The 23,535-nt window shown below is 56.5% G+C and carries 27 protein-coding genes and 1 pseudogene; 20 read left to right on the forward strand and 8 right to left on the reverse strand.

Translation table 11 applies throughout. From position 1 onward, the window contains the following. Nucleotides 1–16: 16 nt before the first annotated feature. The 10 genes from K787_RS0120670 (at nt 17) to K787_RS24055 (ending at nt 8,376) form a co-directional block, all read left to right on the forward strand. Entirely contained in the window at nt 17–376 is a 360-nt protein-coding gene (locus tag K787_RS0120670) for a TIGR03745 family integrating conjugative element membrane protein (protein WP_022964697.1), read from the forward strand. A gap of 10 nt (nt 377–386) precedes the next feature. After that, on the forward strand, nt 387–785 hold the full coding sequence (locus K787_RS0120675; RefSeq protein WP_022964698.1) for a TIGR03750 family conjugal transfer protein: 399 nt from the start codon (nt 387–389) through the stop codon (nt 783–785). Then, nucleotides 782–1,462 carry a PFL_4703 family integrating conjugative element protein gene (locus K787_RS0120680; RefSeq protein ID WP_022964699.1) on the forward strand — a complete coding sequence of 227 codons (681 nt, stop codon included), beginning with the start codon at nt 782–784 and terminating at the stop codon, nt 1,460–1,462. Before K787_RS0120675 ends, K787_RS0120680 begins: the two co-directional genes overlap by 4 nt. Then, nucleotides 1,459–2,334 (forward strand): TIGR03749 family integrating conjugative element protein, encoded by an 876-nt coding sequence (locus tag K787_RS0120685; RefSeq protein WP_022964700.1) that lies wholly within the window; start codon nt 1,459–1,461, stop codon nt 2,332–2,334. Before K787_RS0120680 ends, K787_RS0120685 begins: the two co-directional genes overlap by 4 nt. Then, a complete protein-coding gene (locus tag K787_RS0120690) occupies nt 2,324–3,721 on the forward strand; it encodes a TIGR03752 family integrating conjugative element protein (RefSeq protein ID WP_022964701.1) in 1,398 nt (465 codons plus the stop codon). Before K787_RS0120685 ends, K787_RS0120690 begins: the two co-directional genes overlap by 11 nt. Continuing rightward, nucleotides 3,702–4,136, forward strand: coding sequence for a TIGR03751 family conjugal transfer lipoprotein (locus tag K787_RS0120695; RefSeq protein ID WP_022964702.1), 435 nt, complete (start codon nt 3,702–3,704; stop codon nt 4,134–4,136). Before K787_RS0120690 ends, K787_RS0120695 begins: the two co-directional genes overlap by 20 nt. Continuing rightward, nucleotides 4,136–6,985 (forward strand): conjugative transfer ATPase, encoded by a 2,850-nt coding sequence (locus tag K787_RS0120700; protein ID WP_022964703.1) that lies wholly within the window; start codon nt 4,136–4,138, stop codon nt 6,983–6,985. Before K787_RS0120695 ends, K787_RS0120700 begins: the two co-directional genes overlap by 1 nt. Nucleotides 6,986–7,140: 155 nt before the next feature. After that, nucleotides 7,141–7,320 (forward strand): antitoxin VbhA family protein, encoded by a 180-nt coding sequence (locus tag K787_RS0120705; protein ID WP_022964704.1) that lies wholly within the window; start codon nt 7,141–7,143, stop codon nt 7,318–7,320. After that, complete coding sequence (locus K787_RS24050; RefSeq protein ID WP_022964705.1) at nt 7,317–7,967, forward strand: Fic/DOC family protein; 651 nt, start codon at nt 7,317–7,319, stop codon at nt 7,965–7,967. The genes K787_RS0120705 and K787_RS24050 overlap by 4 nt, the downstream gene beginning before the upstream one ends. Before the next feature lie 103 nt (nt 7,968–8,070). Further along, a complete protein-coding gene (locus K787_RS24055; protein WP_022964706.1) occupies nt 8,071–8,376 on the forward strand; it encodes a hypothetical protein in 306 nt (101 codons plus the stop codon). A gap of 35 nt (nt 8,377–8,411) precedes the next feature. Here the strand turns inward: K787_RS24055 and K787_RS0120720 are convergent, their stop codons facing one another. Continuing rightward, nucleotides 8,412–9,251, reverse strand: coding sequence for a CHAD domain-containing protein (locus tag K787_RS0120720; RefSeq protein WP_022964707.1), 840 nt, complete (start codon nt 9,249–9,251; stop codon nt 8,412–8,414). A gap of 127 nt (nt 9,252–9,378) precedes the next feature. On the opposite strand from K787_RS0120720, the gene K787_RS0120725 reads away from it, so the two are divergent. Both K787_RS0120725 and K787_RS0120730 read left to right on the forward strand, forming a co-directional pair. Then, entirely contained in the window at nt 9,379–10,083 is a 705-nt protein-coding gene (locus tag K787_RS0120725; RefSeq protein WP_022964708.1) for a hypothetical protein, read from the forward strand. Next, nucleotides 10,080–10,724 (forward strand): PM0109 family protein, encoded by a 645-nt coding sequence (locus K787_RS0120730; protein ID WP_022964709.1) that lies wholly within the window; start codon nt 10,080–10,082, stop codon nt 10,722–10,724. Before K787_RS0120725 ends, K787_RS0120730 begins: the two co-directional genes overlap by 4 nt. 550 nt (nt 10,725–11,274) lie before the next feature. Here the strand turns inward: K787_RS0120730 and K787_RS0120735 are convergent. After that, nucleotides 11,275–11,556: pseudogene (locus K787_RS0120735) on the reverse strand (AraC family ligand binding domain-containing protein); the annotation flags it as partial. 88 nt (nt 11,557–11,644) lie between these two features. Between K787_RS0120735 and K787_RS25255 the strand changes: the two are divergent. From K787_RS25255 to K787_RS0120775, 8 genes are all read left to right on the forward strand, one after another. Further along, on the forward strand, nt 11,645–11,797 hold the full coding sequence (locus K787_RS25255) for a hypothetical protein (RefSeq protein ID WP_022964711.1): 153 nt from the start codon (nt 11,645–11,647) through the stop codon (nt 11,795–11,797). A gap of 383 nt (nt 11,798–12,180) precedes the next feature. After that, nucleotides 12,181–12,678, forward strand: a complete 498-nt coding sequence (gene radC / locus K787_RS0120745) for a RadC family protein (RefSeq protein ID WP_022964712.1) — start codon at nt 12,181–12,183, stop codon at nt 12,676–12,678. 379 nt (nt 12,679–13,057) lie between these two features. Beyond that, entirely contained in the window at nt 13,058–13,540 is a 483-nt protein-coding gene (locus K787_RS24060) for a disulfide bond formation protein B (RefSeq protein WP_040641238.1), read from the forward strand. A 286-nt stretch (nt 13,541–13,826) separates the two neighbouring features. Continuing rightward, on the forward strand, nt 13,827–14,249 hold the full coding sequence (locus tag K787_RS0120755; RefSeq protein ID WP_022964714.1) for a TIGR03757 family integrating conjugative element protein: 423 nt from the start codon (nt 13,827–13,829) through the stop codon (nt 14,247–14,249). Beyond that, on the forward strand, nt 14,246–15,196 hold the full coding sequence (locus tag K787_RS0120760; protein WP_022964715.1) for a TIGR03756 family integrating conjugative element protein: 951 nt from the start codon (nt 14,246–14,248) through the stop codon (nt 15,194–15,196). The genes K787_RS0120755 and K787_RS0120760 overlap by 4 nt, the downstream gene beginning before the upstream one ends. 10 nt (nt 15,197–15,206) lie before the next feature. Beyond that, nucleotides 15,207–16,592, forward strand: a complete 1,386-nt coding sequence (locus tag K787_RS0120765) for an integrating conjugative element protein (protein ID WP_022964716.1) — start codon at nt 15,207–15,209, stop codon at nt 16,590–16,592. Beyond that, nucleotides 16,589–16,933 carry a hypothetical protein gene (locus K787_RS0120770; RefSeq protein WP_022964717.1) on the forward strand — a complete coding sequence of 115 codons (345 nt, stop codon included), beginning with the start codon at nt 16,589–16,591 and terminating at the stop codon, nt 16,931–16,933. The genes K787_RS0120765 and K787_RS0120770 overlap by 4 nt, the downstream gene beginning before the upstream one ends. Before the next feature lie 15 nt (nt 16,934–16,948). Next, nucleotides 16,949–18,469: a conjugal transfer protein TraG N-terminal domain-containing protein gene (locus K787_RS0120775; RefSeq protein ID WP_022964718.1), complete on the forward strand. Its 1,521-nt coding sequence runs from the start codon at nt 16,949–16,951 to the stop codon at nt 18,467–18,469. Between the two features lie 8 nt (nt 18,470–18,477). Here the strand turns inward: K787_RS0120775 and K787_RS0120780 are convergent, their stop codons facing one another. The 6 genes from K787_RS0120780 to hxsC form a co-directional block, all read right to left on the reverse strand. Beyond that, nucleotides 18,478–18,852: a DUF3742 family protein gene (locus tag K787_RS0120780; RefSeq protein WP_022964719.1), complete on the reverse strand. Its 375-nt coding sequence runs from the start codon at nt 18,850–18,852 to the stop codon at nt 18,478–18,480. Nucleotides 18,853–19,030: 178 nt separating this feature from the next. Then, on the reverse strand, nt 19,031–19,258 hold the full coding sequence (locus tag K787_RS0120785) for a hypothetical protein (RefSeq protein WP_052185426.1): 228 nt from the start codon (nt 19,256–19,258) through the stop codon (nt 19,031–19,033). A gap of 761 nt (nt 19,259–20,019) precedes the next feature. After that, nucleotides 20,020–21,393, reverse strand: a complete 1,374-nt coding sequence (locus tag K787_RS0120790) for a His-Xaa-Ser system-associated MauG-like protein (protein ID WP_022964721.1) — start codon at nt 21,391–21,393, stop codon at nt 20,020–20,022. Next, on the reverse strand, nt 21,393–21,788 hold the full coding sequence (locus tag K787_RS24470; RefSeq protein ID WP_084672229.1) for a TIGR03982 family His-Xaa-Ser system protein: 396 nt from the start codon (nt 21,786–21,788) through the stop codon (nt 21,393–21,395). The genes K787_RS0120790 and K787_RS24470 overlap by 1 nt, the downstream gene beginning before the upstream one ends. Beyond that, entirely contained in the window at nt 21,788–22,351 is a 564-nt protein-coding gene (gene hxsA, locus K787_RS25940) for a His-Xaa-Ser repeat protein HxsA (protein WP_084672231.1), read from the reverse strand. The genes K787_RS24470 and hxsA overlap by 1 nt, the downstream gene beginning before the upstream one ends. Beyond that, nucleotides 22,344–23,372 (reverse strand): His-Xaa-Ser system radical SAM maturase HxsC, encoded by a 1,029-nt coding sequence (hxsC, locus tag K787_RS24945; protein ID WP_235801968.1) that lies wholly within the window; start codon nt 23,370–23,372, stop codon nt 22,344–22,346. Before hxsC ends, hxsA begins: the two co-directional genes overlap by 8 nt. Nucleotides 23,373–23,535: the final 163 nt, after the last annotated feature.

A 23,535-nucleotide genomic window follows, 5' to 3' on the forward strand; every position in this document is an offset into this window, starting at 1 on the left:
ACACGGGGTCAACATAATGAAAACGCGCTTCCCCTCAAAACGCCACATTCATCGTTACGCATCCACCTTGGGCATTGCCTTTTTACCGGTGCTGTCCTTTGCACAAGGCCTGCCACAGATGGAAGATCCCTCTCGCGGAACCGGTGGCGGCATCATGGAAACCATCCGCAATTATGGCTACGACATAGTGCTGTTGGTCGCGCTGCTGGTGGTGGCTTCCATGTTTGTGGGTGTGTGTTATCACGCCTATGGCACCTACGCGGAAATCCACACGGGAAGGAAGACCTGGGGCCAGTTCGGGCTGACGGTCGCTGTGGGCGCGGTGATGCTGGTGATCGGCATCTGGCTGCTCACCGAAGCCACCGGCATCCTGTAAGGGGAGCGTCATGTCCGAGCATCAGCACCTGCTGGCCGATGGCACCGTGCCGTTTCTTCCGCACCGGCTCAACCGCCATCCGGTTGTGGTGCGGGGGTTGACCGCCGATGAGCTGTGGATCTGCTGCGGCCTGTCTGGTGTGCTCGGGCTGTTGATCGGTACACCGGCGTCCTTGCTGTTCTCGACTTTCGCCCTGGCGCCGACCTTCGCAGTCGTCAGTATTGGCCTTGGCATTATCATCGGTGGTGGCTTCCTGCGCCGCCGCAAGCGGGGCAGGCCGGACACCTGGTTGTACCGGCAACTGCAATGGCGCATAGCGACCACTTATCCGGTGTTGAACGCCTGGGTGGGCGGTCATGGCCTGATTACACGTTCCGGCCACTGGACGACCCGGCGGGACGTGCCATGAGCCGGTTCAAGAATGAGGTCGCCCATCTGCAGGCGCATATCAGAACCCTGCGTATCGGCGGCGGTGCGCTGGTATTGGTCGCTCTGGTCATGGGTGGCGGCTGGTGGAGCGCGCCGCGTGACCTGACCATTCACGTACCGCCTGATCTGCGCTCCGGCAGCACCCGGTCATGGTGGGAGGTGCCGCCGGAGTCCGTTTACGCTTTCACCTTCTATGTCTTCCAGCAACTCAACCGCTGGCCGAGCAACGGTGATGAGGACTATGCCCGCAACCTGCACAGCCTCTCGGCTTATTTCACACCGGCTTGTCGAGCGTTCCTGCAAGCGGATTACGACTACCGGCGCAGCACAGGCGAACTGCGCCAAAGAGTGCGTGGCATCTATGAGATTCCGGGGCGTGGCTATGGTGACAACCCCACTGACCGGGTGCGTGTGCTGTCTGCCCGGGACTGGGTGGTCACGCTCGATCTGACTGCCGAGGAATACCACGGCTCGGAACAGGTCAAACGGGCCTTCGTGCGTTATCCGATCAAGGTCGTTCGGGTGGATGTAGACCCGGCGAGCAACCCCTTCGGCCTGATTCTCGACTGCTACGACGGCGCGCCGCAGCGCATCACAGTGCCGGCACCAGATACCCCGGCCCATAGTGGTCTGGGGTTGCAAGGAGATCTCCCATGACATTGAAATACTCGGTTCTGGCCGCGTTGGGCGTGCTGGCCTGCGTGTTGGCCAACGCGGCACAGGCGGTGGACATTCTGCGCTGGGAGCGCCTGCCGCTGGCGGTACCGCTGGTCGTGGATCAGGAGCGCATCATGTTTATCGATCGCAATGTGCGCGTAGGGGTTCCCGCCAGTATCGGCGACCGCCTGCGTGTGCAAAGTGCTGGTGGTGCAGTCTATCTGCGGGCCAGCGAGCCGATTAAGCCTACCCGTTTGCAGCTGCAGGATACCGATACCGGAGCGCTGATCCTGCTCGACATCGCTGCCCGCCCAGTCGTTGAGGGTGAGCCTGAGCTGGAGCCGGTGCGAATTGTTGAGAGGGCTGTAGCGCAGGAGCAAGCGGACGAGTCACTCAAGCAGCCACCATCACCACGCGAAACCCCCATACCCGTGGTGCTGACCCGTCACGCCGCCCAGCAGCTCTATGCGCCACTACGCACCGTTGAAGCCGTGCCGGGCATCGTGCGCGTCAACCTGCGCGGCGACCTGAACCTCGACACGCTGCTCCCCACCCTGGCAGTGCAGGGCGTGGCGTTGGCGGCCTGGCGGTTGGAGGATCTGTGGCTCACGGCGGTTCGGCTGACCAACAACAGCAGCGATTGGCTGGAACTCGACCCGCGTGCCTTGCAGGGCGACTTTGTCAGCGCCACCTTCCAGCACCCGAACCTCGGTCCACGTGGGCTGCCGGAGGACACCACCGTGGTATATCTGGTGACCCGTGGTCATGGGCTGGCGCAATCACTGCTGCCAGCCATTCAGCGTTTCGACCCGGCGGTGCATCTGCCGCTTCCTCTACAATCAGAGTTGCAGGGAGACGGTCATGCGCAGTAACGGCTTGCTGAAATGGCTGATGATTCCGGTTGCGCTGCTGGTGCTGTTTGCCGTTATCCGCCTGTTTTCTGGTGGTAGCACATCCGATTCAGAGACAAGTGGATCCGGCAATCGACTCACGCCTGAAGAAATGCAGGCGCTGGGCATTGAAGGCGACACCCCGCACGACACCGTGGCAACACTGGTAGCTCAGGTCAAACAGATGCGTACCGAACTGCGCAGCGCACAGACCGAGAACCAGTCCCAGCGCAGCGAGAATGAGCGCCTGCGCCAACGCGAAAGCGCCATCGACCAGCGCATCAACACCGCGCTGGAATCGGAGCGCGATAAGCTGCGACGTGACCAGACCCAGCTGGCCAACGAACGCCAGCAGACGGAGGGCTTGTTGCAGGACGTGCAGCGCCGTCTGGAAAGCCTGGGTAATGCTGACCTGCCTGTAGGACTGGGCCTGCGAGAAGGTGATGCCGATGGCCTTGGCACAGACGGTCAGGTCCGATGGATCGATCCCGATGATACCCAGCAGACCGATAGCGGCAGCCGCAACAGTAGCTTGCGTGTTCCAACCGGTTTCGGCCCCGCGCAGCAGCCGCTGGAAACCACCTTGAACAAGGTGGCGGACGCTGGCGCCAGGGCCGCCGGTGTCAGCAACACCAGAGCGGTCTATACGGTACCGAGCAACTCAACGCTCATGGGCTCGGTGGCGATGACCGCACTCATTGGTCGTGTCCCCATCGATGGCACTGTCAACGATCCATACCCGTTCAAGGTCGTGGTCGGCCCGGACAACCTGACCGCCAACGGCATCGACATGCCCGATGTAGCCGGCGCCGTGATCAGCGGAACCGCCTCGGGTGACTGGACGCTGTCGTGCGTACGCGGCGAAGTGCGCTCGATCACCTTTGTTTTTCAGGATGGCACGATCCGCACCATCCCTGAAGACAGCGAGGGCAACAGGCAGCGCAACAACCAGCAGGACGGCCTGGGCTGGATCAGCGATCCCTACGGTATTCCCTGTGTGTCCGGCGTGCGCCGCAGCAATGCCCAGCAGTACCTCGGCACGCAGGCGTTGATCACCGCAGCAGGTGCCGGGGCAGCGTCACTGATTGACTCGGACAATGGTCAGATGTCCTACGTCGGCGCAGATGGCTCCATTGGCACCGTAGGGATCGGCGCCAATGAAGCCATGGGTCGTGTACTGGGTGGTGGTGTGCGCGATATGGCTGATTGGGTCAACAAGCTCTATGGCCAGGCCTTCGCCGCCGTCTATGTGCAGCCGGGCGCACAGGTTGCAGTTCATCTGGAGAAACCGCTAGCCATCGATTACGACCCCGAAGGCCGCCGCGTCGATCACCGCGCAGGAGAAAGTCATGCACTCGAACTGGATTAAACCGCTGTTGCTGGTTGCAGCCTTGGCGGTGCTGGCCGGCTGCGCCACCAGCAAGGAAGAACTGATGCCGCACGGCAGCCGCACCATGCAGGACATCTGGCAGCACGAAGCGGGTGAGGGCGGTAGCGGTCTGCAGAGTCGCCGTTACTTGCTCGACGCACGGCAAAGCCTGCGCCGCCCGCTGACCGACGCCGACATGCAAATTTCCTCAGAACAGCAGGCCCGCTACACCCGCACCGCTGCCAACGAAATCCACCGCCAGTTCCACCGGTTACCCAATCCTGATCTGGTCATGTACGTATTTCCCCACCTGGCAGGTACCGACCCGGTGCCGGTACCCGGTTACAGCACGGTATTCCCGCTGTATCAGCGAGTGCAGTACGCGATGCCGGGTGAGCGCGTGGAGGACTACTGATGGTGTTCGCGCTTCCCTGGCGCAAGTGTACCAAAGCGCCGGCAGAGGGCGCCGCACCGCCAGACGCCTGGCAGCGCCATGTGCAGGCGCTGAACGAGGCGGGTATCCCTGAACCTGGCGCAGCAGTGCAGGGTGGCAAACCAGCCACACAGGCCGATGAACAGGTCTTGTACCGCAGGGCCCCCTCGTTTGTCAGCCTGCTGCCATGGGTGGAATACCTGCCCGACAGCCGCTGCATGCTGCTTGAAGACGGCCAATCGGTGGCGGCCTTCTTCGAGCTGACCCCGCTGGGCACCGAAGGCCGCGAGGCACTCTGGCTGGCCCAAGCGCGCGACTCGCTGGAGAACGCGCTACAGGACAGTTTTGACGAACTGGAGGGCAACCCCTGGGTCGTGCAGTTGTATGCCCAGGACGAAACCAACGTCGACCACTACATGCAGACGCTGAGAGCGTATATCCAGCCGCGAGCGCAAGGCACACAATTCACCGAATTCTACCTGCGTTTCTTTGAGCATCACCTGGACGCCATTGCCAAACCCGGCGGACTCTTCGAGGACACCGTCGTATCGCGACTGCGTTGGCGCGGACAAAGCCGGCGGGTGCGTATGGTGGTGTACCGCCACGTCACTGCAGGCACTTCACGGCGCGGCCAATCGCCCGAGCAGGAACTGAATATCATCTGCGACCGGCTGCTGGGTGGCCTGTCCAATGCCGGCATCACAGCGCAGCGGCTGGATGCATCGCAGATCCATGACTGGTTGTTGCGCTGGTTCAATCCGCGTCCCACCATGCTCGGGCCAACCCAGGCGGATCGCGAGCGCTTTTACCGCCTCGCCGCCTACCAGCAGACCAGCGACCCTGACGAGATCGAGCTGGCTTCGGGTCGCGACTTCAGCCAGCGGCTGTTCTTCGGCCAGCCGCGCTCGGATGTGGGCAAGGGGCTGTGGTACTTCGACGCCATGCCGCACAGGGTCATGGTCACCGACCGCCTGCGCACGCCACCGTTGACCGGTCACCTGACCGGCGAGATCCGCAAGGGTGACGCGATCAATACGGTGTTCGATCAGATGCCGGAAGACAGCGTCATGTGCTTGACGCTGGTGGCGACGCCGCAGGACATCCTTGAGGGGCAGCTCAATCAGCTGGCCAAAAAAGCGGTGGGGGAGACCCTGGATTCCGAACAGACGCTCCAGGCCGTACAACAAGCCCGTTCCCTGATTGGCAGTGCGCACAAACTCTACCGTGCCAGCCTGGTGTTTTATCTGCGTGGTCAGGATGAAGCCGAACTGGATAACAGAGGGCTGCAGCTGGCGAACGTCATGCTCAATGCCGGCCTGCAGCCAGTGCGTGAAGACGATGAAGTCGCGCCTCTCAACAGCTACGTGCGCTGGCTGCCTTGCGCCTATAACTCGAGTCAGGATCGCAAGCAGTGGTATACGCAGCTGATGTTCGCCCAGCACGCAGCCAACCTCGCTCCTGTATGGGGCCGCAGCCAAGGCACTGGCCATCCCGGTATCACCTTTTTCAACCGTGGCGGCGCACCGATCACCTTCGATCCCTTGAACCGCCTCGACCGGCAAATGAACGCGCACCTGTTCCTGTTTGGTCCGTCCGGTTCAGGTAAGTCGGCCACGCTGAACAACCTGCTTATCCAGGTCACTGCGATCTACCGGCCAAGGCTGTTTATTGTGGAGGCGGGTAACTCGTTTGGCCTGTTCAGCGACTTTGCCAAACGCCTCGGGCTGACAGTCAATCGCGTCAAGCTCGCGCCGGGTGCCGGTGTCAGTCTGGCACCGTTCGCCGATGCCAGCCGACTGATCGAAACTCCGAGCGATGTAAGAACACTCGATGCTGACGACCTGGACGATGACCAGGCGGACGAACAACGCGACGTACTGGGTGAGCTGGAGATCATCGCCCGTCTCATGATCACCGGCGGCGAGGACAAGGAAGAGGCCCGCATGACGCGCGCTGACCGCTCACTGATCCGCCAGTGCATTCTCGATGCGGCACGACGCTGCGTTGCTGAGCAGCGCACAGCGCTGACCCACGATGTACGCGACGCCCTGCGCGAACGCGGCCAGGATGCCACGCTGCCAGAGTCTCGGCGCACCCGGCTGATGGAAATGGCCGATGCCATGGACATGTTCTGCCAGGGTGCCGAGGGCGAGATGTTCGACCGACCGGGCACACCCTGGCCGGAGGCCGATATCACCCTGGTCGATATGGCCACCTATGCCCGGGAAGGTTATAGCGCCCAGCTCTCGATCGCCTACATATCGCTGATCAATACCGTTAACAACATCGCAGAGCGTGATCAGTACCTCGGCCGGCCCATCATCAATGTCACCGACGAGGGGCACGTCATTACCAGGAATCCGCTGTTGTCGCCCTATGTGGTGAAGATCACCAAGATGTGGCGAAAACTGGGCGCCTGGTTCTGGCTGGCCACGCAGAATATCGACGACCTGCCCAAGGCAGCCGAGCCCATGCTCAACATGATCGAATGGTGGCTCTGTCTGTCGATGCCCCCAGACGAGGTAGAAAAAATCGCCACATTCCGCGAGCTATCACCAGCGCAGAAGGCACTCATGCTGTCGGCCAGGAAGGAAGCAGGCAAATACACCGAAGGGGTGATCCTATCCAAGAGCATGGAAGTGTTGTTCCGTGCCGTACCCCCTAGCCTGTACCTGGCCCTGGCCCAAACGGAGCCTGAAGAGAAAGCAGAGCGCTTCCAGCTCATGCAACAGCATGGCATCAGCGAGCTGGACGCGGCGATCAAGATGGCAGAAAGGATTGACCAGGCCCGCGGAATTACACCGCTACTGTACGAAGACGTGCTGCCTTAATCGATGGAGAGTGCGCTACACTGGATACTGAAGCTGGCATTGCAAAACGCTTGGACTGTGTTTTTTCATGCGACTGCTCTGATCACAGGGTTTCGCCTTGATGCCCGATCACTTTCCTCTATACAGTAAGCGGTAGGTTTCTTGAGGGTGGACTCATGCTGGATATCCAAGACTTAACGCGCACTGCAACCGTCAACCACGTTGTCGCCACAAACAACCTGGAAGGTGCCCGCACTAGCGCTTTCGTGGCGAAAAAGATGGCCGAGTACCGTGACGGCAAGATCTCATCTGCAGAGCTCCTCGCAGCGACCAAAGCCCGTTACAGCTCCAAATGACCAGCGATATCACCCATGATCATGATGAAGGTGATGATCACTATTACGCCGCAGGCTATTCCGTCGAAGTCGATCCTTACGTTTATCCCAACGGCGTTCTGATCAACCTTTTGAACATTCAGGACACTGCCTCCCTGGGTGAAGCTGAAACTGACTTTGCGTCGGTTCGCATCATCCAGCTCCAGGAAGTGCCCATCGAAGGAGACTTGTCACTCACGCACCTGAAGGCTATTCATCGGTTCATTTTTCAGGATATTTACCCTTGGGCAGGTGAGTGCCGAAAAGTCGATATCGCCAAGAACGACACGATATTTCTAGCGCATCAGGAAATTGAAGCTGCGTTTCATGACATGTGGCTTCGCCTCAAACAAACTGACTTTCTGGCTTTGTTGAAAGGGGATCTGAAAAGTTTTGCTGCCGAGGCGGGGGTTGCGTTTGGTTGCATCAACCATATCCACCCATTTCGTGAAGGGAATGGACGGACACAGCGCGAGTACCTGGACTGTTTAGCACGGCGTGCTGGTTTTGTGCTGGAGTGGGGCGGTGTATCCAAGCTGGCCATGAAGGATGCTTGTGTCAGCGCGGTGACAGATCCAGAGTGCAAGGCTCTGGCGAAATTGATTCAGCTGAGTGCAAAAAAACGCTGACTTCTTGCTGACTGCCACCACAATCTCACTGGTAGGCTGGGAGTACTTGACCCCTCCCAAGCCTGTACCTGGCCCTGGCCCAAAAGCAGAGTGCTACCAGCTCATGCAGCATCATGGCATCAGCGAGCTGGATGCAGCGATCAAAGTGGTGGAAGGGATCAATCAATCGTGGAGTATTCAGCTGCTGGATCTGGGTAGCACCGCAGCAGAGAGTACGGGCGGGCAGGGGAGATACGATGAGATGCGATGGATCCATGTTTCAGTACCGCAGATACGAAAAACCCGGCACGGAGCCGGGCTATCGACGGGTGCTAATCCTTTAGCAGAGGGCATCCTATATCTTGAATATGAAAAAATCATGACAATATTGCTAGTGGCATGTAGGGCAGTCTTCAATAAAACGGGATAGATATTCCTGCGTGCCGCAAAGCGGTGGCCAAGAGTCTACCGGCTCTTCTTCTCTTTCGTAGTGGCTGGGTTTTCCTTCGACGTGCGTGGTTTCACCTTCACCTTCTCCTTCGGCAGCAACTCGGCCAGCTCGCTCAACGCTACCTCGGCCTCTTTTAGCTCTTGCTTTGAGGCCTCTTCCCATTGCAACGCCAATGGCTGCAGATCGCTCTCACGCCGGGCTGCAAGCCCCCATTGAAAGTGGTCATGCCATGCGCCGAGTGCAGCCTGAGCCTTCTTCAGCGATTTGGTTGCGGCAGTTGGTAGAGGGGATAGCTGTGGGAAGGCATCAGTGAGATAACGGGTTCGTTTGACCAGAATACGCAGTTGATGTCGGTCGAACTCGACGTCTTTCAAGGCTGCATGCAGCTTGTCTATTTGTCTGGTTAGCGCCTTACCGATGATGCGCTTGAGCGCTTGCGAATCTTCGCCCAGTTTCGATTTTCTGAACGCAACAGGCCACTGCTGCAGTGCTGCAAAAAGCCGTTGCAGCTCCGGCGCGGCCACGATCAGCTGATAGTCCGTTTGCAAACGCCGGCGGCGGACGTCAGCCAAGGTGTCATGGCCACGTTGCTGTAGTTCGATGATCAGCACCTCCAGATCCCGTGTCGGGGTGGTCAGCCGGCCGACTTCGGCGGCAGCCTCGCGCAGTGTCTGGCTCTCAGGCTGGGAGCGGAGTGGGGCCGTCAGGCTGCGAATGCGTCTGACCGCGATGCGTAAGTCATGCAACGCCTCCACATCCGCCTCCACATCCGCCGCCTCATCCAAACGTCTATATGCCTCAAGCAGAGCCTCTTCAAGGCTGCGAATCTCTGCCACATAGTTATCAGAGAACACTGCGGTATACCCGTCTACGAAGTGGACCTGAATCAGGTTAGCAGAAATTAAGCAAAGCGGTAGGTGGGAGAGGTATGGTAGTGGTCTAATATAACCGCAGATGAATTAGAGCAGAAGGAACCAAGGGATGCTCAATGCAGTACTCTCCGGCAAAAAGCGCGGCACTGGCTTACAGAACATGCAAACCACATTGGAGCAGGCAGAAGGTGCTGAGGATGCCTTGACAGCCAGCGTCTTTGAACGTCTTGCCTACCTGCCGGATAACCTGTTCACAAACGTGTTTACAGAGCTGCTGGGGCAAAGTTTTGGGCCACTGCAGTCGATTGAATACTGGCCGTCCTGGTTTCTTAAAGACGGCAAGCGGGTTGAACCTGACGTACTGTTGCAAGACGCTCAGCATTCTTTGCTGGTCGAGGCCAAGCGACATGATGTTGTGCGTCAGCAGAATGTATTTCAACTGGCCCAGGAGCTGGAGTCTGGCTGGGAGCAGGATGCGCTGTCAGATAACTGCATCCTGCTCACATTGGGTGGCTTGAAGGATTACAGTGAAAAAGGGCAAGACGATTTGCTGAAGGAATTGCTTCCTCTTTTGCCTACTGGCAGTGCAGAACGTTTCACATTGGTTTGCCGCAGCTGGCAACAGCTTTATCAGGCGCTGGAAGCGAACCTGCCGCCCGACTCACCGCCAGGGTGTCTACGCCTGCTAGATGATGTCGCCAGCTGCTATGCTTGGCATCGCCTGCGTGCTCACCCAATGCGCTGGCTCAATAATCTACAGCCCGTTGAACTCAAAACCGCCCCCGGCGCATTTACCCACTGGAGGATAAAATGACGGGAACGTTGTACGACGCTCTGCTTGATGTGCGTAAGGCATATCGACTGCTGGCGGATTACCAGCAGCGCATGTTCGAATTGTTGGCCTACATTCGCGATCAGCTTGGGGCTGACGCATATCATCATCAATATGCGTACCCATTACCGAAGAGCTTGGACGGTCTAGAGGTGCGTGACAACAGTGGTTGGCGCTACCTGCCATTTTATGATCTATCAGCAATCTGGCTCAGGCCAGCAGGCCAACAAAAAGCCCCGTGGGATCATCACCAAGCTGGGGATCTGATGTATGGTGCCTGGGTTCGCAGTGATACCGGCTTCGACATATACAGTGGGCAATTCAACTCCATGCCAGTCGAGCAGGCCCGCAGCGAACTGGTGTTATCAGTCGTGGTGTGTGATGAGCCTGCTGCCGCGCCCTATAACTGGTACGCCAAGGTCTGGCAGGGGATGGACTACCCGGAAGATGGAGAGATTAACTCGACAGACCTACCGGGTTATCGGTGCTTTTCCAAAACGATACCGCTGGAGCGACTGGAGGATGAATCAGCCATCAAGGCAGTACTTGAAGAGTGGCGCTGCCTGGCTGGGCAGAAACTAAGTTTACCCGTCCCAACCTTCCATCCGGCGATCCCTCATTAGTAATAGTTACCCTAGGTATGAAGCTGCATCAGGGCAGGCAGCGGCCCAACTTCACGCTAAGAATGCTGGATAGCAAAACTTGTCACGCGCTTCCTTTATTGTATGGATATCGTAATGGTTGTTGACTCAACTGTACGCCCACCTTGTTTTTTTGAGTTTGGCTCCAGTACTTCCTCTGCAGTATGGACAGTGTTATTGGCGGACAAGGTGGTTCTTTGTGGTGTGAGTTTTTCAAACCCCATCAGATTGGAGACTGTGAATCCGCGCAAAAAATTAAGCTCGTATGATAGGAAATAACGCCCATCACCAATGGGAGCTATTTCAAGCCATGATCTACAGTTAACCTTTAGGGCTTTATAGGTGGGAATTGGCGATGAGTTGTTGCTTGTCGATGTCACTTTCTTAAGATCTTGGTACACACCGGTTTCTTTGCACAAATCAAATTCAGTAGAATACGGTAGTGCACCTATATCTACTGTGACTTCTCGTGTCAAATCGTTTTTTCTAAGCATGCTGAATTTAACAGATTTCTCGGTGGGCTTGCGGTATCGAGCCAGGCAGCGTCCAGATGCAACATCTGGTAGCTCCATGCCGTATCGGGCTCCGGATTGCAGGCGTGAACACGGGATGCCGGAACGAACACGATGGTTCCGACGTGCAATGTGACAGGCCCGCCGATTGCACCGGTAAAGCGGCTGATGCCCTGATCCACCGCGCCTATGGAAAAGGTCGGATGGCTATGCGGCTTATAGCAGGCCCGGCTATGGCAGGCGCGTCGACTCTCGGCATAGGGCATGGCCGGATCGCGCCAGAACTCAGAAATGGTGTCCATAGATCAATTGTATTAGTTCGAGCATGTTAGCGCTCCATCTTGTTTGATGAAAAACGCCTAGCAGTGAAAGGCAGGGGCTACCTACCAAATGCCGCGTGATGCGGTGGTTGCCAGCACGATTGACTTCACCCTTATTCCGCTGTTGCAGGCCGTTCAAGCCGAGTATCAAGCACGTCTCGGAGATGAAGACTGGCGGCAGAGTCATATAACGCTGGCTAGGCTGGCGGCGGATAAGGGCTGACAAGGAGCAATGTAAAGGCGTTTCTGTTGAAACTGTGTGGCCCCACCGTGCTTTCCTTATAAAGGATAAACATGTCCGTAACATGGCAAATGTTCCAGAACATGGGGTGCTGGGTGGCGCATTGTTGGCTTTATCTCGCTGCCAACCGTGTTCAACTGACTTCGTTTGTTAGCCGTCCTTGACGGCAACATACCCAGGTAGCCAGCGATCGTCGAGGCTACGGCGTGGCTATTGCTGCGTTTGATTGCGTACCCCGTCCGCCCGCATCCCGTGCGCGGATGACCACCTGGCTTCAATTGGGTGGTGGATGCATTATTATTCAACTACCTCGGAGAGCCTATCCTCCGGGGTTAGCGTCTCCGTTCATATGATGGAGACTAATCATGTCGACACTCGTTGCGGTTCAAGACAGTGCCAATCAGTTCACTATGCTGGAGGCACAGCATGACGATTGGATCATCGCCCGTGCCATGGAAATCCTGGAGCATCGGGTCTTTTGTGACGGTACGCCTTTGCTGACTGCGTGCGCCGTCAAAAACTTCCTACGCGCAAAATTGGTTGATAAGCCAAATGAGGTTTTTGCGGCTTTGTTTCTGAACAGCCAGCATCGGGTTATTGCATACGAAGAGCTGTTCAGGGGAACCATCGATACAACAGCGGTATACCCCAGGGTCGTCCTCAGCGAGACACTTAAACACAATGCCGCCGCCGTCATATTTGTTCACAACCACCCTTCGGGAGAAAGTGATCCAAGTCATGCTGACAGGCAATTAACAACCAGATTGAAAGCAGCCTTGGAGCTGGTTGATGTCCGCGTTCTCGATCATTTCATCATAGGCAAGGGGGAGCCTTACTCGTTTGCAGAACAAGGGCTGCTCTGATCAGCCTCTTATATCAGGCCTGCACATCATGATGTGAAGGCCTGATTTCTCGGGAGCAGTATGAATTTATGGTTACAAAGGTTCGGTCTCTGCCTCTCCCAAACGTCTATTAAGTATTGATGTGAGATAAATTCCGGATTCGACATGCACTGCTGAACAGGTGTGGCAGCTCCGGTTCATGGGGGCAAAGCTCTGCATGCACTTGTACACGCATCACTCCCCAAAAAAGGACGCTCATGAATGTCCTGGTTTCGCTGCCGCCTGGCAATGGTCCTGATCTGGATCATGCTACTTCATACTTATTAAGGGGAATCGAGACATGAGGGGCAAGGAGCGGCCTATTAGCTGGTATTCAGAGCGGCCCGAGGGACGTGGTCGAATGGGACTACTTGTGATCGCTGCGTGTTGTCTTGGTGCCGTAGGGGCAGCATTGGTATCGCAATACGCCTTCGATATGCAACCTTGCCCTTGGTGCATTCTGCAACGGGTGCAGTTCCTGGCCATCGCTCTGGTCTGCGGGGTGGCGCTCATGACACAGCGTGTAGTGCCGCGCTTGCTGTTCTGCGTTCTGGCTTTACTGCTCTCGCTAGCGGGAATGGCGACAGCTCTGTGGCAGCACTTTGTAGCGAATAATGCATTTTCTTGCAGTCTCAGCTTGGCTGACCGGATCATTTCCGGTTTGGCTCTGGATCAACTCATGCCCGCAGTGCTCGCCCCACGTGCAGGCTGCACTGACGGCCGAGTCGAGCTGTGGGGTGTTTCCTATGAGCTCTGGAGTCTGACGCTGTTTGGCATCATTGCAGGCGTGCTTGGGACGATTGTCTTGACGCTGTGCCGCTCCGTGGGTCGTGGTTTACGATGAATGCTCATGGTCTTTGCTGGACGGCATATCAACGGTTACCCCTGAAGCCCCAAGTCTGAGCGGCGGGCTACCAACTTAAGAGACAACCGCTGCGGATAACAAGATGCTGCGGCCACGTCATTCTATATCCCGTGTTGCATCGCTCATCTGCCGCGCGCCCGAAGGCTAAAGTTCATGCCTTCTTTTTCAGTGTGATCAAAGCGGCTGCACGGATACCGTTTTGTTTATCGCCCGACGAGCTGCTCTGGTGTCGACTACGACATAAGTGACTCCACGGCGTTTCAACATGACCATATTCTCTGCTTCATGCCTGCTGGTTATCAGCCTGCTTACAATGCTCCCCACTTCGCATGTCCATGCAGTGGGTTTGATCGTGGTGACTGATAGCCTGCATCCCATAGAGGCTCCCCTTGATGCGCGGGTCATCATGTTGGATGCGCCTGCACGGATCGAGGCGGGGCTGACTGCTGGTCTTTCGGACGATGCTTCACGCAGCGCCGCTACCGTGCGGCGACGCCTGGAGGAGGGAGGTAATGCACTCCAGCACCGTATCGCAATGGCGTATCAGGATGTCGTGGATGCCTGGAGCCTGGGTATCACCACTATTCCGGCTGTCGTCGTCGACCAACGCTATGTGATGTACGGCGAGGCCAATGTAAGCCGGGCCATTGCACGCATTGAAGCCAATAGACAGGGGCTGGCACAATGAGCGGTCGACCGCCCAAGAAGCCTCTACGCTTGCGCCTGGGGGTTGCTGCTGCACTGCTGTGTGTGAATGCACCGAGTCTGGCCCTGAACACCGTCAGTATCGTGTCCTCCGCCTTGTCTCCTGACTGTCTGGAATACCGGGTCGTGGGGATCTGTTACTGGCTCCGCTGCTCCTTGTCAGGTTGCAGAGTTCGGACGTCTATCAAGGTGCGCCATTATGTTCCGGATGCCGTGGTGTCGAGCTACTCGAACACTGGCGCAAACCCCTGGGGCGAGATTCGCGCGATGAGCCTGCCGAACCCTACCGCCCAGGCTGGAGGGGATGGCACATCGAGTCTGGATCACGAGAACAATCTCGCCAAGTTCAAGAACGCGGATGTGATCGGCCACCCGGGCGGCGAGATGTTCAATCAGTTCGCTTCGTCGTTCGGCTACAGCTGCCCGGGGGCCGGTACGGCATTCATGCCCTATTTGTTGAGCACGCTGGATACCCCTGCCTGGCGCTACAACATGCCCGAAGCGGTGTATCCCGAGGCGCTGCTTCCAGGCCAGCGCGAAGTGGGCTTGCGCAGCGGAATGAATCTGTGGGGAAGCGTTTACCCACGGGGCGGTTTCCTTCACCAGACCGATGACTACAAAGCCGGGGCGGTGGTGGCGCAGCGAGCGGGTGACATCGTGACCCGCCGTGGGCAACCGCATGTCTATCAGCCCGTGCTGGCCAGCGCGCGGGACGGTTACTGGCCGGCGGGTGCATTGATGGAAACCGACCCCTCAACAGGTAAGTGGCAGGAGCTGACGCCACGCACGTCTTCCTCTTGCACTGTGTTTCCCCATGATGAATCTCTGACCCAGGCCCGCCAGGGCGACTATGCATGGGCATTGTGGCGGCCGTATAGCTGCTGCCAGCGCCGGGGTCAGACCTTCCTTGGCAGTGTGGATTTCAACTGAGGTCGCCAACATGAATCGTTCTGACAACCTTGTTTCACTTCGATTTTGGCGTCCCGCTGTGTTGGCGATCTCGTTGTCGCTGGTCAGCGGCCTGGTTCTGGCACAAAGCGGTGGCTTCCAGAATAGCGGCAGTGTGATCGGTGATGAGGTCATGTACTCGATCGGTGGTGGTAATGCCGTTTCAATGAGCGGTGCGGCTGGTATGCGCTCGATTGGTGTGGGTGTCGGTTGGAATAGCAACCTGGTCTGTGGCGACATGTCGATCTCGACAACCATCCAGAACCAGCTGAACGGCGTTACCAATGGATTTCAGCGCATCATGAGCGATGTTATCCAGAGCGCGACGAGCGCGGTTGCGTCGCTGCCGGCGCTGATCATTCAACGTGCTGATCCAGGTCTGTACAACTTGATCACCAATGGTGTCCTGCAAGCGAGGATGGACTTTGATCGCTCCAAACTGACGTGCAGGGCGATGGCGGGGCGGATGGCGGACATGGCAGGTGGTCAGGCGGGTTGGAACCAGCTCGCTGAGGGCATGGCGTTGCGTGAGGCAGTGTCGAGCACCGATGCGATTTCGGCGATTGAGCAGGCCGAAACCCGCCGCGGCAATGATGGTGTTCCATGGGTCGGTGGTAGCAATGCTGGCGGTACGAGCCAAGCCCCGATAAAGGTGGTGAGTGATGTTACTCGAGCCGGCTATAACCTGGTCAATGGGCGTGGCGTCGCCGATAACTCACCCATCAATTCAGCGGGATGCGCCAGTCTTGCCTGCCAGACATGGTCGTCGCCTGATGCCGCGATCCAGTGGGCAACCCGTGTGCTGGGTGAGCAGGAGCAACGTACCTGCGAGTCCTGCATCAAGACCCAGACCGTGCCTGGTGTGGGGCTAACCCCGCTGATCCAGGAGGAGTACGACGCCAGGCTGCAGGTGCTGCAGGACCTGGTCTCGGGTGCTCGCAACACTACCTTCGAGAACTTGCACGAAGCCGGCAGTGCTTCGCTGCCGATCACACGTGGCGTGATAGAAGCGCTACGCGATGAGCCCGATCAGGACATTCTTGCACGCCGGCTTGCCTCTGAGGTCGCGCTGTCTTCTGTGCTGGAGAAAGCGTTGCTGCTGCAGCGCACGCTGCTGACTGGCAAGAAGGAGCCCAATGTCGCTGCTAATGATATCGCCATTGAGGTCGTGAACCGCGAGAGCGACACGCTCGACCGGGAGATTCAGAACCTCAAGACCGAGTTGGAGCTACGCCGGGATCTGGCGAATAACTCGCCGATGGCGATCATCCAGCGTCACGGAACACGTGCGGCGGGTTCGCGCGGGATTTACCAGGGCGATCCTGTGCCGGATCGTCTGCAGCAGATGCAGCGGCCTGCGCCCGGTAATGCACCATGAATGCCGCCTGGCTACGTTGGTTGTGCAACCGGCGCGCCGCCAGGGCGCTGCTGTGGACGGTGCTACTGATGGCCGCTGCTGTGGCAGCCAATGTGGCGGGTATCTATTTCTTGGGCAGCATTTCTGGCTGGGAGCAGTGGCTGGATGAGTTCTCTGGCTTTTTCCTGTTGTGGCGTCTGTGCCTCTATGGCGCAACCGCCTATGGGTGGAGGTGGATGCGCGGGCGGCTACTCGCGAGGCAACCCGATGTGGCAACCCGCCACCGATTGATTCGCACGGAGATTGCAGCCGTACTGGCTCTGGTCACGCTGGAAGGCAGTCTGCTGATGCAGAACATGTAGCGGGGGAGCTGAACCATGACGCTGTTCACAACCGATTACCTGGAATATTACCTGACGCTGGTCGGCTGGATCGTGCATAACGGGATCTGGTCGGTGTTGGTGGCCAGCGGTGTGTTTGCCATCCCGTTCATTGCCATCATCTTGCAGGAATGGCTCAAGGTTCGGGGTGAAGGGGCGGACGAAGGTAACAAGGGTCTGTTATCGGCTGCGCGTATTGAAACCCGCGTGTGGGTGGCGGTTGTCGTGGTGATGTTTGCCGGTATTCCGTTTATCGATGTGGATCTCAACCGCATGCAGTATGACGATGCGCGCTCCTTGCAATGCGGTGTGAGTGTACCGCAACCGTCCGATACGGGCTGGAGCCAGTCTTTCACCACCCTCAATGACCAAAGTGCCAAGGTGCCGGTGTGGTGGGCGTTTGTGCACGCGCTCTCGCGCGGCATAACCAGTGCCTCGGTCGCTGCGATTCCCTGCGGCACTGAGCTGCGTCAGATGCGCATGGAGCTGGATGCCACTCGCATCGATGATCCAGTGCTGGCACAGGAAATATCAGACTTCTCTCACGACTGCTACGGCCCGGCCCGCGCCAAACTGTTCATGAACCGCCCGGAGCTGGATGAGGCGCAGATGCACGACGTCACCTGGATCGGTTCACGGTATTTTATGGACTCGGCGGGCTACTATGGCAACTACCGTTCCCGCACCCCACGCGATGCCTGGCCGTATGACAGCAACCGCGATGCAGGGCTGGCCCAGGTGCCCAGCGGCGGCGGCTATCCAACTTGTCAGCAGTGGTGGAACGACGGCAGTCATGGCCTACGGGGTCGCCTGCTGTCTGAGGTCGATCCCAGCCTGCTTAACCGGTTGGCGGGGTGGGCGGGGTTCCTGAGTCGCAGTGACGTGGATGACTCGGTGATCCGGGCAATAGCGGCTCCCCGCCAGCAAAAGCTGAATCAAGGGGACGTTTATACCGATTACGGCGGGCAGATCGACAAGACGTTGCCCAATGTCGTGACACGCGCCGCCAGCGACCTTGGCCTCACCATGGGTTCACTGGGTTTTTTCCCGGCAATGGATGTGGTGCGCCAGGCGTTACCGATGGTGTTGTCGTTTCTCAAAATGGCGCTGGTGATCTGCATTCCGCTGGTGCTCGTCATTAGTACCTACGAACTCAAGACCGTGGTGACGGTCAGTGTGGTGCAGTTTGCGCTATTCTTCGTGGAGTTCTGGTTTCAGCTGGCCCGCTGGATCGACAGCACCATTCTGGATGCGCTGTATGGAGTAGGGTGGGGATGGAATCGGCCCGTCACCAACTTTGATCCGCTGATGGGATTGAACAATGCCTTTGGCGATATGATTTTAAACTTTGTGATGGCGACGATGTTTCTGGTATTGCCAGCGTTCTGGATCACCGCTTTGGCGTGGACCGGCGTCCGAGTAGGTAATATGGTTCAAGGGTTGGCCAACGGCACACGCGACGCAGGCCAAGCTGGGGGGAAAGGCTCTAGTTTGTTGATGAGCGTAGCGAAGAAGTGATCCGCGCTTCAGTGATCCTCGAAACGCGGATCTGGATCATCATTGTAGTTAATGGGATCGTAGAACAAGCTTTCGCGATGATCCCGTTCTTCGGCTTCAGATCCGAGGAAGTCAGGCTCATCTTGCTCCGATGAACCTCCCGCGACCCAAGCCGTGGCTACTGCAAGCACCAACATTAACGCCAGCCAAAACGCGAAATAGAATAACCCTGCCAATACGGCTAGCTTGACTACCCATACCAGAGCGGTGGATATGAATGTCGGCAAGCCTTGAGTCACCAACCAGCCCGACACTCGCCGCTCACCACGCATATAGCCGCGCCATCCACGACCAAGCCAATGGCCGAAGCGTTCTGCTTTGCTGATGCGGGTTATCGTGTTCATGACCGTCACCTGCATTACATGGGATTAATGTTTAATGTAAAGCGTTGGGTGGGCAAGCACAAACGGCAATGTCGGGGGTGCGCCTGGGCGACCTCAGCAAGTTGGCTGCGTACTTGTTCTGCGAAGGGCTCTTTGCCTTCGATCAAATAGATCAAGGCACATGCTTCGAAGAACGCAATTACCAGTCGCGCTCGTCAGTCAAGGAGGTGTCGATCTCGGCCTTTTCGCGAATGCTGGCGAAAGGCTGCGTCAGGAGCCACTGCATCGCCGTTGTCCCTTGCACAGCTGGAAGCTGCGCTCCAGTGAGGCGCAGGTACTCTTCTTCGGAAAGTACAACAGCAGCCGATTTATTGCGTTTGATGATATGCACGGGCCCCCGGCGCAAACCTTCTTCAATCGCGGCCATGCCACGGCGCCTTATCTCAGCGATTGTGACTGTATTATGCATGCTTTCCTCCAAATCAGTACCGAACTTACCTAAGGGTATCAAAACCAATACTGATCGGCAGCGGGCTCACCACGCATCTGACCACGCCATCCGCGACCAAGCTAATGGCCGAAGCGCTCGGCTTTACTGATGCGGGGTGTCGTGCCCGTTGTCTTCTCCTAGGGCTTCAATCGAATGCTCCAAAGCCCCGCCAATCGGCCTGAATGTGGAAGTGATTGAGGTCCGATTCATCATTGTTGATAGCAGGTCAATTTGATTGGCCTTCCTACTGCGCCGCCATGTCGCGTGGTGCGCGGGGCAGGCGTCAGCTATGGTGAGTGTCTGCTTGGGTCGAATCTGGCAGGGAGGGGCGGCCGGGATGGAGCCCCTTCGTTATGCCTGCAGGCCGAGCCTCTGGTGATTGAGAGCCTCGACGCATGCAGGATTCAGCTAGATGCATTCCTGCCTGCCTGACCAGTCACCCAGCCCTGGTTGGGTGACTGGTCAGGCGCGGATAACCTTCTGCCATAGAAAAAATTACCTGCAGGGCGTAAATTGGAGCATGAAAACCTCAAGCCTTTTATCGCCTACCAAGGCGTCAACACTGATTCTTGCTTCGCTGGGCCTAATGAATGGGTATAGTGAGGCTGCGTCCGTGCTTGAGCGGGCCTCACCATCTCATTCTGACAGCACGGACAATCGACTCCAGGCGCTGGAGAATGAAATTAGGGATTACCGTGCTATTGCAGAATGAATTGATTCATCTGTGATGGCACTGATTCAGGGAGAGCTTGCTCGTCACTCATCACTGGAACCGACTTCAGAGCTTCAAGGAACTTGACTAATAATCCCACATCTTCAGGTGATATCGGGTACATCTCTGCTAGAGTCGATGAGCGGTAACTTAATAGTCGCCCGGCTAATTCAGCTTCTCGCGGTCGCTCCTGCTGTGCCTGATACAACAACGGAATCGGATTGAAGTGATGCATGATGGCATTCTCTATCGAGTCAAAAATTCCATTGTGACCCCAAGGGCCAGTCTGGGTTACATTGCGGAGCGGTGGAGTTCTGAATTGGAAACGGTCGCCTGCCAAGCCTGTTGCCTTGGCGCGCCCATAGTCTAGGTAGCCGCCATGTTTCCCCACCCCCAACTGGGGTAGGGCCAAACCATGGTATTGGAAGTCAGAAAATTGAGTACCAGCATGACATACTGCGCAGCGTCCTTTTCCGTAAAAAATCATTGCTCCCTGTTTTTGTTCGAGCGAGAGGGCTGAGTCGATTCCTTGAATGTAGCGATCCCAAGAGGCGGGCTGAAGCTCAAAGGCTGCTGATATATAAGCGGATAACGCGTTGCCGATATGAGTTATGTTGTAATCGCTGACACCAGGGTAAGCCTCTGTGAACAATTTTCGGTATTCGATTTGAGTTGAATCTGAATTTTCAACGCTACCTATAAGACGGATCACCAGATGGTTATAAACATCAAGAGTACGCTCCTGGAAATTATCAGGATCCACTTGGTCACTGACCAGCTCTGCATGATATGTGCTGCTCTTGTTACCTCCTCTACGAAGGGAACGACCAAGCATTTCGTCAGGCTCCACCGGTGGGAAGGTTGCGGCCACAGCTAAAAGATTGTCAAAGCCTTCTGGAAGAAGACTTCCTAAGGGTGACTCTAGCTCTCCATTTGGTCCCAACTGAACACGGCCATCCCAAAAAAAAGCAGTGAATTCGCGTGCTCCTCTATTGAAAAAGGGCAGGACGTTACGAGGTATGACAAAAGCGTCTTCAGTCTCCAGTCTCTGCTCGCCCACACCGCTAGAGCCAATACCAACTGCCATCGGAAGACCATCGACGCTGCCTTTGTGTCTGAGATGACATGTTGCGCAGGCTGTGTTCTTGGGGCCTCCCATAATCGGATCAAAAAAAAGAGCTTGCCCCAGCTTTTCTTTTGGTTCGAATGAGTTGATTTCTGGTGTAAAAGGCTGAATTTCGTAAGCTTCAATTACCTTGCGAAGCATTCTATCTTCGTAGGAACGCTCAGACGCTTGGGTATTTATAATTGAGAACAACCCGGCTAGCCCCAAGGCGAGCAGAATGATTTTTGGTCTCATTAGAATCTATCCATTCTGTGTGCGTCGACCATTTGCTTGACGGTGATTTGCTCAATCTCAAGCACCTCCAATCCCAGCATGGACAGCCGATCCTCACTGACCCCGTTCGTCAACATTTTCTTGCGTAGCTTATCGTAATCATGGCAGATCATCATGCCGACATCGGCACTCAGATGTAACGCTCGGCTTGCTAAAGTGCCGTCCGCTTTTTGTCTTAAAGCAGCTTCTTCGTGCATGGCCATGTCGCAAGCGAAAGCAAGCCGTTTATACTCTTCTCCATAGCTCCTCTCTGCGACCCACGGGCGCACGTATTCCTGGCCAATAACCACGAAAAGCCCAATCAATACAGAAAGTGAAATAAGAAATTGTATATGACGCATCGCTCCCTGCTTCATTACGGTATTACCACGCCGAGAGCACTCAATGTGTCAGTTCCCATTAAACCATCAGCAGGCAGGCCATAGTCACTTTGGAACTTCCTGAGTGCAACTCGGGTTCGCTCTCCCATGATTCCATCAACTGAACCGGGATCGTACCCCTTTATGTACAGTCCCATCTGCACTCGCTTAATTAGTTCAACCAGCTTCGCATTAGCAGGGTCAATATCCTTGCTTGATGGTGTCACTGTAGCCGGGCGGCCCGGGTCAACAGGTTGGCTGGTTCCCGCTGAAGAGTTGTAGAGGCCTCGGCTGGGGCTGGACTGACTACGGTTTGGGACAGGGGAGCTCCTGCTCGGGCTGGAATAGGAACCGCTACTGGACCGGTGTGAGGAGTGGGAAGAATGTGAACGGTGTGCCGCATACAGGTTATCCGCGTCCATGTTGAGTGGTCGCAAGTTGATAGGGTCATATGTATCCAACAAAGTGGATTCAGAAGGCTGATGGAGTGCTTGAGACTTGGGGCTTACGAGTCCAATGCTGGCCATGAAGACGGACAGCGATTTCGTAAATTTAGACATGAGTAATACCTTTAATCCGATTGATCTTCATTGCTTGTTCACGATGAAAATGCCATGTGAACAGCCCTGCGCAGTCCGCTTGGACTGAACATTCCGCACATTCAGGAGCAAAAACTCTCTTCCAGTCGGAAATGCTTTTATGGGCGTATTTCCATAAATCGGGTGAAAGCGCGCAGAGAGGTGCATTCATCAGGATGACTTTAATTCGAGCTCTTTCCAGAGTCCTTATGCCTGCTGATAGTTCGGCACGCCAGTCGCGCAAATCGATGTCACTTACTTCACGATTGGCGAGTGCAAAACCAATAGGCTCACAGGCCATAAGAGCCACCTCACGAATGAAAGGTAAATTTTTCCCAATGAATTCACAAAGAGCAGGGAGATGCTCCAGAACAGGCCTGATCAGAACTGTTCGAATTTGTATGGACTGTTGATGAGTGTGCAGGTGAATCAGACCCGCCAATGTTTCTTCAAAAGCACCATGGCTTTGCACCACAAAATCATGGAGGAAATCGGCGTGCCCATAGAGTGGGACCATCCACGAGATTTGCTTATTGAGTCCGCTCAACAGCTCCTTAGAAAAATGCTTGTCTGCGAGAAGCCTACCATTGGAGAGGACATCGAGTTCTGTGGATGGGTGTACCTGACTGAAGGTATCAAATACTTCCCTCAGGCGTTCACCAAGCAGTAGCGGTTCGCCGCCAGAGAAGCCCAGCAGAGCTGGTGAAGCTCGCATGTGGACCGCCACTTGGCAGGCTTCGTTGATTAACCAGGAATCATCCTGTGGAGTAGGGGGCTGGGAACACATCAAACATTTGCTGTTGCAGCGGTTGGTAAGGAAAATTGTATGATGTACGTCTGTTTCGCGTATGAGAATATGGGCGTACTTCATATCGTCGCTGATGGCGGCGACGTCTCCCTCTTGCATGCCACCGCGTTCGTCGAGAACGGCAGGGCCTTGCCAATCATCGAATACATCCAGCGACGTGGTAAGTAAAGCAACATTGGGGAGCCCGATTTGCAAAAGTCGACGATGTACGGAGGCTTCGTCACTAGTAGGTGATCGGACAAGGAACTGAAGGTCTGACTGCCATTCCGCAGCCAGATGCTCCAGGAAAGTGACTCTGATTATTGTGCGTGACGGGAATCCTTTGGTTTTTGTAATAACTGTCAATGGCCATTAATTT

The sequence above is a fragment of the Halopseudomonas pelagia CL-AP6 genome, assembly GCF_000410875.1.
Classification (GTDB): domain Bacteria; phylum Pseudomonadota; class Gammaproteobacteria; order Pseudomonadales; family Pseudomonadaceae; genus Halopseudomonas; species Halopseudomonas pelagia.